Annotated in this window: 15 protein-coding genes; 13 read left to right on the top strand and 2 right to left on the bottom strand. The window is 40.7% G+C overall.

Features of this window, described 5'->3' with window-relative positions; all coding sequences use genetic code 11:
* Positions 1–80: 80 nt before the first annotated feature.
* The 11 genes from HMPREF2867_RS08280 (at position 81) to HMPREF2867_RS08230 (ending at position 12,669) form a co-directional block, all read left to right on the top strand.
* The gene (locus HMPREF2867_RS08280) at positions 81–1,343 is read left to right on the top strand and encodes a UDP-N-acetylglucosamine 1-carboxyvinyltransferase (protein WP_070577037.1); all 1,263 of its coding nucleotides are present in this window, start codon (positions 81–83) and stop codon (positions 1,341–1,343) included.
* 65 nt (positions 1,344–1,408) lie between these two features.
* Positions 1,409–1,954, top strand: coding sequence for a GNAT family N-acetyltransferase (locus tag HMPREF2867_RS08275; RefSeq protein ID WP_048673823.1), 546 nt, complete (start codon positions 1,409–1,411; stop codon positions 1,952–1,954).
* Positions 1,947–3,227, top strand: coding sequence for a CBS-HotDog domain-containing transcription factor SpxR (gene spxR, locus HMPREF2867_RS08270; RefSeq protein ID WP_070577035.1), 1,281 nt, complete (start codon positions 1,947–1,949; stop codon positions 3,225–3,227). The genes HMPREF2867_RS08275 and spxR overlap by 8 nt, the downstream gene beginning before the upstream one ends.
* 39 nt (positions 3,228–3,266) lie before the next feature.
* Complete coding sequence (locus HMPREF2867_RS08265) at positions 3,267–4,127, top strand: methionyl aminopeptidase (RefSeq protein ID WP_070577033.1); 861 nt, start codon at positions 3,267–3,269, stop codon at positions 4,125–4,127.
* A gap of 1 nt (position 4,128) precedes the next feature.
* Entirely contained in the window at positions 4,129–5,088 is a 960-nt protein-coding gene (locus tag HMPREF2867_RS08260; protein WP_070577031.1) for a YihY/virulence factor BrkB family protein, read from the top strand.
* A gap of 90 nt (positions 5,089–5,178) precedes the next feature.
* A complete protein-coding gene (locus HMPREF2867_RS08255; RefSeq protein ID WP_037602830.1) occupies positions 5,179–5,688 on the top strand; it encodes a QueT transporter family protein in 510 nt (169 codons plus the stop codon).
* A 50-nt stretch (positions 5,689–5,738) separates the two neighbouring features.
* Positions 5,739–7,697 (top strand): NAD-dependent DNA ligase LigA, encoded by a 1,959-nt coding sequence (gene ligA, locus HMPREF2867_RS08250; RefSeq protein WP_070577029.1) that lies wholly within the window; start codon positions 5,739–5,741, stop codon positions 7,695–7,697.
* A gap of 9 nt (positions 7,698–7,706) precedes the next feature.
* Positions 7,707–8,720 carry a diacylglycerol kinase gene (locus HMPREF2867_RS08245; RefSeq protein WP_021143749.1) on the top strand — a complete coding sequence of 338 codons (1,014 nt, stop codon included), beginning with the start codon at positions 7,707–7,709 and terminating at the stop codon, positions 8,718–8,720.
* A gap of 365 nt (positions 8,721–9,085) precedes the next feature.
* The gene (locus HMPREF2867_RS08240; RefSeq protein ID WP_256263080.1) at positions 9,086–9,865 is read left to right on the top strand and encodes a hypothetical protein; all 780 of its coding nucleotides are present in this window, start codon (positions 9,086–9,088) and stop codon (positions 9,863–9,865) included.
* A gap of 80 nt (positions 9,866–9,945) precedes the next feature.
* Positions 9,946–10,932 carry a helix-turn-helix transcriptional regulator gene (locus tag HMPREF2867_RS08235; RefSeq protein ID WP_070577026.1) on the top strand — a complete coding sequence of 329 codons (987 nt, stop codon included), beginning with the start codon at positions 9,946–9,948 and terminating at the stop codon, positions 10,930–10,932.
* A gap of 108 nt (positions 10,933–11,040) precedes the next feature.
* Entirely contained in the window at positions 11,041–12,669 is a 1,629-nt protein-coding gene (locus HMPREF2867_RS08230) for a hypothetical protein (RefSeq protein WP_070577024.1), read from the top strand.
* Positions 12,670–12,707: 38 nt separating this feature from the next.
* Here the strand turns inward: HMPREF2867_RS08230 and HMPREF2867_RS08225 are convergent, their stop codons facing one another.
* The gene (locus tag HMPREF2867_RS08225) at positions 12,708–13,187 is read right to left on the bottom strand and encodes a QueT transporter family protein (protein ID WP_070577022.1); all 480 of its coding nucleotides are present in this window, start codon (positions 13,185–13,187) and stop codon (positions 12,708–12,710) included.
* 72 nt (positions 13,188–13,259) lie between these two features.
* On the bottom strand, positions 13,260–14,087 hold the full coding sequence (locus HMPREF2867_RS08220; protein ID WP_070577020.1) for an exodeoxyribonuclease III: 828 nt from the start codon (positions 14,085–14,087) through the stop codon (positions 13,260–13,262).
* Between the two features lie 127 nt (positions 14,088–14,214).
* Between HMPREF2867_RS08220 and HMPREF2867_RS08215 the strand changes: the two genes are divergently transcribed.
* Positions 14,215–14,547: a hypothetical protein gene (locus HMPREF2867_RS08215; RefSeq protein ID WP_083306763.1), complete on the top strand. Its 333-nt coding sequence runs from the start codon at positions 14,215–14,217 to the stop codon at positions 14,545–14,547.
* 270 nt (positions 14,548–14,817) lie between these two features.
* Positions 14,818–15,558, top strand: a complete 741-nt coding sequence (locus HMPREF2867_RS08210) for a DUF4767 domain-containing protein (protein ID WP_070577018.1) — start codon at positions 14,818–14,820, stop codon at positions 15,556–15,558.
* Positions 15,559–15,626: the final 68 nt, after the last annotated feature.

The following is a 15,626-nucleotide window of genomic DNA, read 5'->3' as shown; positions in this document are numbered from 1 at the left end:
AGAGTTCTTAATTTGTCATGCACCTCAATCTATGGTAGAATGTAAAAGCTAATATTCCAGTATAAGAAAGATTGAACAGTATGCGTAAAATTATCATCAATGGTGGTAAGAAACTTCAGGGAGAAGTTACAGTATCAGGGGCTAAAAACTCAGTTGTTGCATTGATTCCAGCCATCATTTTATCTGATGGAGTGGTTACCCTTGACGGGGTACCAGCAATCAGCGACGTCGATAACCTAATTGAAATTATAGAAGTAATGGGTGGTTCTGTTAAGCGTGATGGCGAAACACTCGAAATTGATCCACGAGGCGTTAAGGATATGCCAATGCCATTTGGTAAGATTAACAGTCTTCGTGCTTCTTACTATTTCTACGGTAGCTTGCTTGGACGTTACGGTCAAGCAACAGTAGGTTTGCCTGGTGGTTGTGATTTGGGACCACGTCCTATTGACCTTCACCTTAAGGCTTTTGAAGCGATGGGTGCTAGCATTTCCTATGAAGACGAATCTATGCGTATTGCGACTGATGCTGGTCAACGCATTAAGGGTGCTCATATCTACATGGATACGGTTAGTGTTGGAGCGACGATTAATACCATGTTGGCAGCGGCTAAGGCTGACGGTCGTACGGTCATTGAGAATGCGGCGCGTGAACCTGAGATTATTGATGTAGCAACTCTTCTTAACAATATGGGCGCACGTGTTCGTGGCGCTGGTACAGAAGTCATCACGATTGAAGGTGTAGAGAGCTTACATGGCACTCGTCATCAGGTTATTCCAGACCGTATTGAAGCGGGTTCCTACATTGCTATGGCCGCGGCTATCGGTAAGGGAATTAAGGTTAAAAATGTTCTTTATGAACACCTTGAAAGTTTTATCGCTAAACTTGAAGCAATGGGTGTTCGTATGACAGTTGAAGAAGATGCCATCTTTGTTGAAGAGCAAGATGATTTAAAACCTGTTGACATTAAGACATCGCCTTATCCAGGTTTTGCGACGGATTTACAACAACCGATGACACCTTTGTTACTGAAAGCAAGTGGTCGAGGAAAAATTATTGATACGATTTATGAGAAGCGTGTGAACCACGTTCCTGAATTGGCTCGTATGGGTGCTGATATTCAGGTACTCGGTGGACAAATTGTTTACAATGGTCCAACGCAACTCTCAGGTGCGCCAGTAAAAGCTAGTGATTTGCGTGCAGGTGCTGCACTTGTTACGGCAGGTCTTATGGCAGAAGGTCAAACTGAAATTACTAATATTGAGTTTATCCTTCGTGGGTATTCAAATATCATTGAGAAACTTTCTGACCTTGGTGCAGATATTCGTTTGATTGAAGATTAAGTCTAAGGTTCAACCCCTAGTGGTTGAGCCTTTTTCCATTTCTAAAACTGTGTTATAATACTATCATGGATATTTGGACTAGTCTGGGTGCTTTTGCCTTCTTTGAGTCGGAGCGCCTTTCTTTTAGACCACTCATCTTTTTGGATCGTTTTGATTTACACGAAATTGTATCAAATCCTAAGAATCTACAATTTTTCTTTCCTGCCACTCAAACACAGCATGAAACGGATTGCCTTTTGGTTCATTACTTCATGAAGGAGCCTCTAGGTGTATGGGCTATTGTAGATAAAGAGTTAGAAAAGATGATTGGCGTCGTTCGTTTTGAAAAGATAGATGTCCAGAAACGGACTGCAGAGCTTGGCTATTTTTTGAATGCCTCATACTGGGGTAGAGGCTTAATGACAGAGGCAGTTACTTGTCTGTCAAATTTGGCTTTGACAGCTATGGGAATGGATCGTATTATTCTTATTGCCCACTTGGAAAATAAGGCATCGATTCGTGTAGCGGAGAAGTCTGGCTTTAAACTTGTGTCCCGCTTTAAGGGAGCAGACCGATACACCCGTACCATGCGTGATTATCTCCGCTTTGAGAAGGAGGAGAACTGTGAGTAAACATCAAGAAATTCTAGATTATCTAGAGGCCTTACCTATCGGTAAGCGTGTTAGTGTGCGTAGTATTTCGAATCACTTACAGGTTTCTGATGGAACTGCCTATCGAGCAATTAAAGAAGCTGAAAATCGAGGGTTGGTTGAGACACGTCCTCGGAGTGGGACAGTTCGAATTGAAAAGAAAGTCCAGGTTCGCCTTGATAAGCTGACCTTTGCGGAGATTGCGGAGATTACAGAGTCTGAGGTTATCTCTGGTCATGAAGGTCTGGAACGTGTCTTCAGTAAGTTCTATATCGGAGCCATGACTATTGAGAATATCACCCGTTATCTAACCAAAGGAGATCTTCTTATTGTTGGGGACCGTGAGGATATTCAATTGCTTGCCCTAGAACACAATAATGCTATTCTAGTGACGGGGGGCTTTCAGGTTTCCGATAGGGTTAAAGAGCTTTCACGTTTGAAGCAATTTCCAGTCATGGTAACAACTTACGATACTTTTACCGTGGCAACCATGATTAACCAGGCACTTTCGAATGTCCGTATCAAAACAGACATCAAGACTGTAGCTCAAGTCTATACCAGACGAGAAGACTACAACTACATGACTCCAGAAATGACAGTCAGGGATTTTCAGAATTTGGTGAAACGGACGAACTTGGTGCGTTTTCCTATTCTGTCTGAGGCTGACAAGGTGATTGGGATTGTGACCATGCGAGATGTGTCTAATCAGCAACCGACGACCATGCTCAAGGCAATAATGACCAAGCCGACGGTGACACGACTTGAGACTAGTCTGGCAACTGTGGCCCAAAAGATGATTTTTGAGGACTTTGATATCATTCCTGTTGTGGATGAAGAAAAACACTATCTAGGTGTTATCACCCGTCGTCAGGTTTTGGAAGAACTTCAGGACAATAATCGTGGCAACTTGCACACCTTTAGCGATCAAATGATAGCTAACCTAAACCAGGACAAGCATGCTTTCAGCTTTGAGGTCGAGCCCACTATGATTGACAATTCTGGAAACCTCACTCAGGGTGTTCTTGCAGAGATGGTTAAAGAGGTTGTCTATCGTATCATGGAAAAGCAGGAACAAAATGGTCTTGTGATTGAAGAGATGATGTTTTACTTTCTTCAGGCAGCTCAGATCGATGACAAGGTGACGATTACACCAAGTATTATCGCTGAAACCAGACGTAGAGCCCATCTGGACCTTATGGTTACTCACGGAAATCATACCGTCTGCAAATCAGTCGTTGTGGTTAAGAAAACTTAGTAACTAAAAATAAAAGATATAAAGAAAACGGAGAAAACAATGATTACATTAAAATCAGCACGTGAAATTGAAGCAATGGATAGGGCAGGGGAATTTCTTGCTAGCATTCATATTGGTCTACGTGACCTCTTGAAACCAGGAGTAGACATGTGGGAAGTGGAAGAGTATGTGCGTCGTCGTTGTAAAGAAGAGAATGTCCTTCCCCTTCAGATTGGGGTTGAGGGAAGCATTATGGATTACCCTTATGCGACATGCTGTGGCCTTAATGACGAAGTGGCACATGCCTTTCCACGTCACTATATTTTGAAAGATGGTGACCTCTTGAAGGTTGATATGGTCTTGTCAGAACCTATCGATAAGTCAGTCCTTGATGTGTCAAAATTGGATTTTGACAATGTTGCTCAGGTTAAAAAATACACGGAATCATATTCTGGCGGTTTGGCTGATTCATGTTGGGCTTATGCGATTGGAACGCCATCTGACGAAGTTAAAAAACTTATGGAAGTAACACGTGAGGCTATGTACCTTGGTATTGAACAAGCGGTAGTCGGTAACCGTATCGGTGATATCGGTGCAGCTATCCAAGAATACGCTGAAAGTCGTGGTTACGGTGTTGTTCGTGATTTGGTTGGACACGGAGTTGGGCCAACAATGCACGAAGAACCAATGGTGCCAAACTATGGGGTGGCTGGACGAGGTCTCCGTCTTAAAGAAGGAATGGTTTTGACTATCGAGCCAATGATTAACACTGGTACTTGGGAAATCGATACTGACCTTGAAACGGGTTGGGCTCACAAAACTCTTGACGGTGGACTTTCTTGTCAATATGAGCACCAATTTGTTATCACTAAGGATGGTCCAGTAATTTTGACTTCTCAAGGCGAAGAAAGAACTTACTAATATGAAACGACAAGGCTTAATGGCCCGTCTATTGGATAAACTCCAATGGCGCCCTTTGCAGGTTTATCTTAGGCATTATCGTAGTGCAGAGATAGATATTTCAACTATCGCAGTGGCTTACTACCTCATTTTGACGGTTTTTCCGCTTATTGTCATTGCGGCAAATGTCTTTCCCTATCTGAATATTGATACGACTGATCTCTTGAAGTTTATGAATGAGCACCTTCCTAAGCAGTTTTATGCACCTGCAGCCAACGTTGTTCAGGATATCTTCTCGACACCTTCTGGACAGTTGTTGGGAGTTGCCTCTTTGACGGGATTCTGGACCATGATTAAGTCCTTGTCTTCGCTTCAAAAGGCGATTAACAAGGTATATGGTGCTTCAGAACACCGTGATGTCTTTATTAGTCATATTGTTGGTGGTTTCATGAGTCTGGTCATCTTGTTCCTGCTCACCTTTGCACTAATGCTGTCTACGATTATTCAGTCGGTCCTTAGAGTTATTACACAGACCTATCCTATTGGTTCCAAGATGACTCAGTTTATTTTAAATAGTATCCAGCCTCTGAGTATTGCAGTTGTCTTCCTGGGAATGATGGTGCTTTATTTTGTGCTTCCGAATGTGAAGATTCGAAAAATCCGCTACATCATGCCAGGGACTATCTTTACGACTTTGGTGATTGGCTATTTAAGCAACTTGTTTGGAACTTATGTGATTCGTACCTTGAGTCGATTAGTTGATATCAAGTTATTTGGATCCATTATGATTTTCGTCTTCATGCTTTGGTTCATCTTCTTGGCCAGGATTTTGATTTTGGGGGCCGTCTTTAATGCGACCTATCAAGAGCTTAGACAAGGTGAACTGAAAAGTAGAAGAGGAGATGTGATTACTATTATTCAGAGCTTTTCTGGAGATGGTAGTGACAGCAAAAAACACAAAAAAGATGAGGATGATTCCTAGATGATAAAGAGAGCTTGGTGAGATCCAGGCTCTTTTGACGGGAATATTATCCTTTGTAGATAATAAAAAGATAATGATTATGGAGGAAAAATGAAAAAACAAACTGTTCGTGATTTAACACATATTGCTATTGTGGCAGCTCTTTATGTAGTCTTGACTGTTGTGCCACCTTTTAACTTAATTTCGTATGGTCCCTACCAGTTCCGAATTGCAGAAATGTTCAATCTGTTAGGATTTTATAATCGCAAGTATATCATTGCCGTGACTTTGGGATGTGTGATTGCTAATTTCTTTAGCTTTAACATGATTGATGTGGTTGTCGGAAGTCTCTCGACACTGGTCTTTGTCGGTTCAGGTGTTTATTTCTTCGACCGATTTAAGAACCAAGAGATTTTAGGTGGACTTTTTGACAAGGCTCATGTTTACTTTGCCTTTTACTTCTCATTCTTCATGGTGACAATTGCGGCTGAGTTGACCTTGGTTACTCAGGCACCATTTTGGGCAACTTGGTTCACTGTTGCTATGGGAGAATTGGCTTCTCTCTTAGTTGGTGCAATTCTCATTAAGAAATTGGCCAAAGTTATTGATTTTGTTTCCTAAATTAACGTCTGTAAAGGCGTTTTTTTCTGCTTTTATGTTAAAATGTTCCTATGGAAAAACGAATGAAAGAGCTGGTTGTTAAACTTAACCAGTATGCAAAAGAGTATTATACGGAAGATAATCCATCAGTGTCAGATGCCGAGTATGATAAGCTTTATCGTGAGCTTATAGCTTTGGAGGCTGAACATCCAGAACTTGTTCAAGCAAATAGTCCTACGCATCGTGTGGGAGGTCTAGTCCTTGATGGTTTTGAAAAATATCAACATGAGTATCCGCTTTATAGTTTGCAGGATGCTTTTTCACGAGAAGAGCTAGATGCCTTTGATAAGAGGGTTAAGGACGAATTTCCTAATGCTGATTATATGGCTGAACTCAAAATCGATGGGCTTTCTATCTCGTTGACCTATGTGGATGGTATTCTTCAGGTAGGTGCGACACGTGGTGATGGTTCTGTAGGTGAGAATATCACTGAAAATGTCAAGCGTATCTCAGATATTCCTTTGAAGTTGGACCAACCTCTTAATATTACGGTGCGTGGGGAGTGTTACCTGCCACGGGCTGAGTTTGAACGCATCAACATCCAACGCCAGGAAAATGGTGAGGCCGAATTTGCCAATCCACGTAATGCTGCAGCAGGAACTCTTCGTCAATTAGATACCAAAGTGGTTGCAGAGCGTCGTTTGGCGACTTTCCTTTATCAGGAAGCTAGTCCAACGGAGCGTCTAACACAAAATGATGTCTTAAATGAAGTGGCAGAACTCGGTTTCTCTGTTAATCCACGACGTATTGTCACATCATCGATGGATGAGATTTGGGACTTTATTCAAGCTGTTGGAGAAGATCGTGATCACTTGGCCTATGACATTGATGGTGTTGTCATCAAAGTCAATAGTTTGGCTATGCAAGAAGAACTCGGTTTTACAGTTAAGGCGCCACGTTGGGCCATTGCTTATAAATTCCCGGCTGAGGAAAAGGAAGCAGAGCTTCTATCAGTTGACTGGCAGGTAGGTCGTACAGGTGTAGTAACTCCGACTGCTAATTTGACTCCAGTGCAATTAGCGGGGACAACGGTTAGTCGGGCCACCCTTCATAATGTAGATTACATTGCGGAAAAAGACATTCGTATCGGTGATACCGTAATTGTCTACAAAGCTGGTGATATTATCCCTGCTGTACTTCGTGTAGTAGAGAGTAAGCGTACGACACAGGAGCCGATGGAAGTACCGACTCAATGTCCATCTTGTGGCAGTGGTCTTTTACATTTTGAAGATGAAGTTGCCCTACGTTGTATCAATCCTTCTTGCCCTGCTCAGATTAAGGAAGGCCTGATTCATTTTGCCTCTCGAGATGCCATGAACATCGCAGGTATGGGACCTTCAGTGGTTGAAAAGCTTTTTAAAGCTGAATTGGTTAAAGATGTGGCTGATATCTATGGCTTGAACAGTCAGGATTTCCTTCAATTGGAAGGTTTCAAAGAAAAGTCGGCTGAAAAACTTTACGCAGCCATTCAAGCATCAAAAGAAAATTCTGCAGAGAAATTGCTCTATGGCTTGGGTATTCGTCATGTTGGCGCCAAAGTTAGTAAGCAGTTGCTAGAAGCTTTTGGCAGTATACAAGAGTTAGCCAGTGCAGATGTCGAGGCTATTGCTGCTGTAGATGGTTTAGGAGAGGTTATTGCCAAGTCCATCCAGCGCTATTTTGCTAAGGAGGAGGCTCAAGTTCTTATGAAAGAACTGGAATCCTATGGCGTTAATTTGTCCTATCTTGGACAAAAGGTGGCAGATGATGCTATCTTATCTGGTAAGACAGTTGTTTTGACAGGAAAATTGGAGCATCTTAAACGTAGTGAAGCAAAGGCAAAACTAGAAGCTCTGAGTGCTAAGGTGACAGGTTCTGTCTCTAAGAAAACAGATTTAGTAGTTGCTGGTAGTGATGCCGGAAGTAAGTTGGAAAAAGCACAAAGCCTAGGAATTGAAGTAAAAGATGAGGCTTGGTTGCTGGATTTATAGGAGTTCAATATGAAACAAAAACGTGCCCGCTTAATTTATAATCCAACATCTGGACAAGAAATTATGAAAAAAAATGTTGCCGAGGTCTTGGATATTCTGGAAGGTGCTGGCTTTGAAGCGTCAGCCTTTCAAACAACACCAGATGAGAACTCAGCAAAAAATGAGGCCACTCGTGCAGCTAAAGCAGGCTTTGACTTAGTTATTGCTGCTGGTGGCGATGGTACAATCAATGAGGTTGTTTCTGGAATTGCCCCGCTTAAAAAACGCCCACAAATGGCGGTTATTCCAACGGGAACGACAAATGACTTTGCACGCGCCTTGAAGATTCCAAGAGGAAATCCTGTTGAAGCAGCCAAGGTTATCGCTAAAAATCAGACCCTTCAGATGGATATTGGCCGTGCCTATGATGACAAATACTTCATCAATATTGCGGCTGCTGGTTCCTTTACGGAACTAACCTATAGTGTACCTAGTCGCTTAAAGACAGTACTTGGTTATTTGGCCTACCTTGTTAAGGGGGCAGAGTTGTTACCACAAGTTAAGAAGGTTCCTGTTCGTATTACGCATGATGAGGGTGTTTTTGAAGGTGGTCTTTCTATGATTTTCGTTGCCTTGACCAATTCAGTTGGTGGCTTTGAAACGATTGCCCCAGATGCTAAACTGGATGATGGTAAATTTACTCTAATCATGGTTAAGACAGCTAACCTCTTTGAATTGGTTGACCTCATTCGTCAAATTCTCCAAGGTGGTAAACACATCTATGACAAGAGAATTTCCTATATCAAAACGAGCTCGCTGTATATTGAGCCTTTAAGTGATGATCGTATGATGATTAACCTCGATGGCGAATACGGTGGTGATGCACCAATTCATCTCCAAAATCTGAAGAATCATATTGAATTTTATGCAAATATTGATGAGATTTCTGATGATGCCATCACTCTTCCAGATACAGATGAATTAGCTCTTGAAGCCATCGCACAAAAATTCAGTACAGAAGCTGAAAAAATTGAGAATGACTAATGTTAAACCTTTAAGCAACCTAAGATAGGTTGCTTTTTAAGTATATTTGTAGAAAATGACGCTTTCATTTGTTACAATAGAAAAAACTGGGAAATTGTTATATAGAATATTTAGAGGAGTAGAGGTTTAATAAAGAGAATGAACATTATTTAAGTGATGATCATCTAAAGAATGGTGATCAGGCTTTCGAGTCGGCTTTTAGTAATAAAGGGCCAGAGTTTGAATCTGCTTTTCAGGAGGAAAAAGCTGAGAAGCGGCATTTCTTTTTGACTCTTGCTCTGCCACTGATACTCTTAAGTGTGAGCTGGGGCTCGGTCTTCTTATCTTGGAAGTATAAGTCGATAATTGTGTATCTGGCTGTAATTGTGGCATGTTTTGTCCTTGCTATCATTCTCTTTAGAATGGGACAGAAGCTGGGTAGATTTCTCTTCACCGCAATCGTGGTTGGCTTGATTGGACTATCCTTCTTTGCCACTTTAGGTGGTTCTGTCTATCGAGGGGCTATGAAAAAATACAGGTTGATTCAGCAGGTGTCTCAGTCAGATCTTGATGAGGATAAACCTGATAGCGATGATCCCAAAGATTACGAAGATGAGTCTGCGATTTATAACTGGATGGAAGAAGAATTTGAAAATCTGAAACCCAAGGCGGATACCTTACGTTCGATTGTTAAAAGTCATGGTAAGGGCAATTATGTCGAGATGGAGTCTAGTGGTCTCAAGGTGAGATATGACCGTGGAGATGGCAATGAGTATATTAATCTCTCTTTTGTGAAGGACGAAAAGGGACGCTTTGTCTATGATGGCGGAACAGCGACTTATCCCCTTGATGGCGTTACGGTAGTTGATAATTATAGTAGTGACTGGACAATAGAACAGCTTAACCGGTTACGCACTAAAGACCAAGACTATCTAGGTCCAGCAACATCCTTGTCTGAGGTAGTGAGGGAACATTCTCAGGCAAAAAGGGCCTGGAGAAGTATCAATGTTCATTCATCAGGAATCATACATAAGTCAGTTGATCTTGATTACACTGATCAGAATAGTCCTATTGAGAAAGCACAATTGTTAAGACTATCTTTTGAGTATAACGAAAAGAAAAAGGACTATTATTTGAGCTATAATTCTGTGGCTCGTCGCTACTAGGGATGACTATCTATGATAATGAATAACTAGACAGCAATTTTTTAGTAATAAGAGGTTTGATTATAAAGGGGGATTTTATAATGACAGCATCAAAAACCAAACGTCTCTTGTATTTTATGTCCGAATTGGAAAAGGGAAATGACATTTCAAAAACGGACTACCTAGCTCGCTTTGGCATAAGTGAGCGTACCCTTAAAGAGGACGTGAGCGAACTCAAGGAAAATTTGACTGAGCTCCGTCCTAATATGAAGGTTAAGTATTCTAGAAAATATGGTTCCTACCATGCTGAGTATGAACAGGGCTATGGTAACCTTAAATACAATCAGGCAGTTATCCTATCTAAGATTCTTTTAGAGAGTCGTGCCCTTCGAAAGGATGAAGTAGCAGAAATTATCAACATCTTTGTTGAGAGGGCTGTAGACGACAAGGAGCGCAGACGTATCAAGCGATTGACTGAGCTAGAACTAGATAGTTATCAAGAACTTAAGATTTATCAGGATCAAGATAAGTCACTCTTACCAGCTATTTCAGCCATTTTCGATGCCATTGTGGACCAACGTCCTTTGTCTTTTAGTTACCGTAAGCCAGGGGAAAAAGTGGAGGAATATAAGGTCTTTCCAATTTCAGTCATTTTTGATAACCATTATTTCTACTGTATTTTTTACAAACTGGATGATAACTTTTCTTGTGATTATCAGTTCTCTGAAATCCGTTATTTTCGTGTCGATCGTTTTCAGACCATTCATAAATCTGAAAATGACGTCGCCTTCACGCTCAGTCCAGAACAACAAGCCCGTCTCATTACAGATGAGCAGGTGCGTTACCAGGCTTTCTCAATGCTTTCTGGTAACGAATGGGCTCGAATTACCTTTGAGTATAAAGGTCTCTACCGTGATGTTTTGGAGTCCGATATTCCAAAACTGAAATTGCTAGAGGAAAGCACTAGTGAGGGTGTTGATCAGGTCCGTTATGAGATTGAAACCTTTAGTTTACTAGGTTTCCAAAAGTATATTCAACGCTTTGATGGAGATTTTGTTTTCCTTAAGATTGAAGCAATGGATAATTAATAAAAAAGGCATTCGATTATCCGAATGTCTTTTCAAATCTGACATAAATAGTATAATTGTGTTAAAATAGGAATACGGAAGCGTTATCATTTTCATAAGGAGGAAAATATGAAAGAAAAGAAAAAAGAAATGCAAAAACAAGTCTTAACCCTTCTAGGAATCTTGATTTTTGCCTTTGTCAATGTGTTTATCTTTGATAATAAGATGGGCGCTGGTTTTTCTGCCTTCTCAACTATCACCCTGATGAGTATTGGACTCTTGTCTAAGCGCACCAGTCTGCGAGTTTTGGCTATTATTTCCTATCTCATCAATGTGGTAGCAGCCGTTTTTGGCTTCAACTATGTTGGTTTTCTAACAGCAGTTCAGGCCATTGAACTTATCTTCGTTATCTGGTATCTTTACCCACGTGATACGTTTTTGAGACGAGATACAACTGATAAATACACTTATCGTTATCGTTGGATTCATTTGCTTTTGACGGTTTTAATCTCACTTGGAGGTTATATCGTTTTTGCAGTTGTTTCTAGTATTTGGGATGGTTCCTTCCTAGAATACGGTGGGAACACAGCTCTTATCTTTGCTATGCAATATTTGCTCTTTTTGAGCATTACCAAGTCGAGACAAGATGAACCGACCAAGGTTGCCCATTTGTTCCAAAAGGAACGTCGTACTAAGGAAATGAAAGCGGCAATAGAGGCCGAACGCCAAGCCAAAGAAAGAGCACTTGCACAAGCCTTCGAAGTACCTTTGAAGGCACCAAGTCAAACAGCTGCAAAATTTGGTAACAACATAGTCAAATTTGCATCTGTCTGGCTATTGGTAATGGACATGTCCATCTTGGCTTACTTCTTCCGTCCAAATGATGTTGGTTTCGGGTTTGGTGCCTTCTTTGTACTCTTGACTATTGTCTTGTCCTTGATTTTCAAATCTGAGGAAGACAAAGAGGATGTTTTCTCTATCATCTATCATAAGATTCGTCCTATCCAACCTATTTTCTTCATTTTACTTTTGATTGCCCATGCGCATAAGTTTAGCTATGGTGCTGCTTACGCTCTCTTGTTCTCAGCTGCCTATTTCTTCTGGGCTATCAATAAGATTAATATGAAGACTCTCTTGACCTTTACAGTCATCATTTATTTCTTCCCAGTCTTTGGTTACCTTTCTAACCCTTACCGTCTAGGTGCTGAAAACCTTAAGATGGTAGGTGAACTGGTGACAGATCGTGATAAGTCTAATACCTTCTATCTCGGTCATTATTGGTCACTTTTAGGCTTGCAAAGCGATGGTGAATATGAAGGAGTCCCTACTTCTTGGCAGGCTGCTAAGTTCGCTGATATTCAGACATTCTCTGATGACAGTGACATCACTTCAGGTGTCTTCCAAGTGAATAGTCACAATGATTATGATTATGATTTACATTTAACAAATAACAAGGGCACCATTGAAGTCACAACTGGATCTGGAAAAGATAAGAAAGAATACCAGTTCACTGAGTTTAGCAGAAGTTATTATCGATATGAAAAATTGAAAAAATCGGATAACCAAAAGCGTTATAAAGATTTTTACAAGATAGGTACTGTTTCGACTAAGTTGGGAACCTATAATCTTTACCTCGAAATGAATCAAGATTGGGTTGATGACTATCAAAAAGATCCTACTAATGTTGACTACCGTTTACTTATTTTTGGAGACAAACTGACACCAAAAGAAGCTTACGAAAAAGCATATCATTACTAAAAAAGTATCTCTGCAAATTGCAGAGATACTTTTGTCTGTCAGTCTTTGTATCCTCGCTTAGTTAACTCTCGTACGAGTACAGCCCCCAAGATTGAAGGCACTAATTGTCCTAAGAGGAGATTAATAACGAGAGCAAAATAAGGAAGTTTGAGTAAGGCGCTAAGCCAGATTGGTACCACTAAGGCAGGAATGAGTAGGATTGGAAGGATGATGAACCAGCTAGATAACTTAGCTTTACGGATGAGGTAGATGCTACCGGTTGTTAAAAAGCTAGCACAGAAACCACCAACCACGTCAATCAATCCCAAACCGCCAAAAGAGTTAGCGATGGCATTAGCCAGACTAATTGGGAATACCAAAAATGGGAAGATGTAGGTTAATCCATATAAAGCAGTGGCCAGACGCATTTGAACCGCACCAAATGAAATGGCTTGAGACACAAAGAGGATAGCGATGTAAAGAGCCATCATAATAGCTGACAGAACAAGTTTTTGAGTGGTATTAAGTTTGGTTTTCATAATTTCTCCTTAATTGGGCATAGTAAAAGAGTAGCAAGTCTACTCTTTTTGTGATTTAGGTCTAGAGTTATTTTATAAGTCAATCTCTAAGACAATAGGTGTGTGATCTTGGCGATCACCAGAGTCAATCATATCTGATTTTGTGACCTTATCGGCAATACGATTTGAAGTCAACCAGTAGTCAATTCTCCAGCCTGTATTATTGATTTTAGATATTTTGCTACGTTGGGCCCACCATGTATAGGCACCTGTAACATCACCATTGAGGTGACGGTAAGTATCTGTAAATCCTTTAGCGAGGAGATTAGTGAAGCCAGCACGTTCTTCATCTGTAAAACCTGGTGAACGGCGATTACTTGAAGGGTTTGCCAAGTCAATTTCCTTGTGGGCAACGTTATAGTCACCAGTCGCAAGGACTGGTTTCAGAGCGTCCAATTCGGCTAGGTAATCCGCATATTTTTCATCCCAGATTTGACGTTCTAGTAGACGTTTGAGGCCGTCACCGGCATTTGGTGTGTAGACCTGTGTCACAAAGAAATGGTCAAATTCGAGAGTGATGATACGTCCTTCACAGTCCATTGTTGAAGGTGCTCCGATTTCAGGATATGTGATGATTGGTGTCAATTCTTTTTTATACAAGAACATGGTTCCAGCGTAACCTTTGCGGGCAGGTTCCACAGATGAACGCCAGGTATTGTCATAGTCAGGGAAGTAGTCTTCTAAGATTTGCAAATGTTTTTTAGTCGGACCTTTAGCAGATAGTTTTGTCTCTTGAATTGCAATGATATCTGCATTTTCAGCGACCAAGGTATCGATAACTGCGCGTGATAGTTGAGCGCGAGCAGAGTCACTAGTAAGAGCGGCATTTAGGGAATCAATATTCCAAGAAATTAATTTCATGTGTACAGTTTCCTTCTTTGAATTGTTCCTATCTATTGTAGCAGAAAATAAGATGTCAGGCGAGTTATGGGATTGATAAGAGAAGCTAGGAGGAGTATACTAATCTTAGATTGAGAGGTACATATTAATGAAAAAGCAATCATACATTTATTACATGTTTTGGGTTCTCTTGTTGATACAAATCATTCTTACAATCATGATTTGGTGGTCACAGGGGCCAGTGCTTCCCCTTGCCATTTTTCCAGGGATGAGTGTCTTCTTTTTATTTTACTTAAGGTCTCTCTTAGGCTACAACCTTAAGCAATCTCCCTCAGAACCCTTATTTGTCCTCCGTAGGTTTGGTGTTGGAACCAGTTTAAATCCCAAAAATCCTCTAGGCTATAAGATTAGTCTCCTAGTGGTCATGGGTGCTTTAGTTCTCCTTTTCTGCCTAACCCTATTAGCCTTTCTTGGAAAATAGAGTCTTAGGTTTTTTATTCGTAATTACCACTAACTAGTTATAATATATTCTCATAACAAATAAAAGAATTATTGGAGGAAAGATTTATGACGATTGAACTTGGCATTTCAACTTTTGGAGAAACAACCCTCCTAGAATCGACTTGTTCGTCGTTATTTTGAAAATAAAGGATAATAGGTTGAAGGTAAGCCTCAAGTTCTCTCTACTATTGTCATCATCCCTGTTCTATGATAGGATGAAAGGTGAAATGATAAAGAGAAGAGGAAAATCATGCGAAAGCTGTCAGAAGCAGAATGGATAAGTCGATTTGAGCAAGTTCAGGGACGTAAGCCAAAACCTAATGAACTACAACTGGCTTATCAGTCTGGCCTTATTGGAGTCTCGAAAAATTATAAGTATATCTATATACTCCTAGGATCCCTAGTTGCAATTGTAGTTGCCATTGGTCTGACTCTTGTCTCTAGTTCAATGAAGAGCGATAAACAAACTAAGTCGTCTTCTACAGTGACTAGCTCGATAGTCTCATCAAGGGAGACTACTAGCACTTCATCTAGTAAAAATACTAAGTCAAACGAATCTAGCAGTGCAAGTATTAATACACCTGATCCTAACCATGCCAAGGAAGCCTATATTGAAAATCCACGCTGGACCAATGACAAGGCCAGTCAACTTGCTAGTTTGATGGTTTCTTGGGGAAAGCAGATGAATCAGCCTGGATACAAAGAAATTACCAATGAAGCCTCTTCTTTGCCTATCCGTTGGATGTCGGACCATAACCAGACTGTGGATGCTACTTATGCTGCAAATGGTAATAGCAATTCGGAGTATACCATTGTTTCGGTATACGAGAGATGGGAAAATGTATCTGTTCACCGTTATTTCTTTACCATTAAAAAAGATGGGACTCCCTTTGTTCTTTATTCACCAACTACTAATGGTGGCGTGTATTATGTCAAAGAAACGGAAAATGCAGACCTTAAATCAGGATATGCGGATATTGTAAACAATTAAAAACTAGGATTCCAACTGGAATCCTAGTTTTTAAAGCTCTTTGTCAACTGTAGTGGGTGACGAAAAGC

This window comes from Streptococcus sp. HMSC064H09, from assembly GCF_001812625.1.
In the GTDB taxonomy this organism is placed as follows: domain Bacteria; phylum Bacillota; class Bacilli; order Lactobacillales; family Streptococcaceae; genus Streptococcus.
This window is presented reverse-complemented; position numbering and strand designations above follow the sequence as displayed.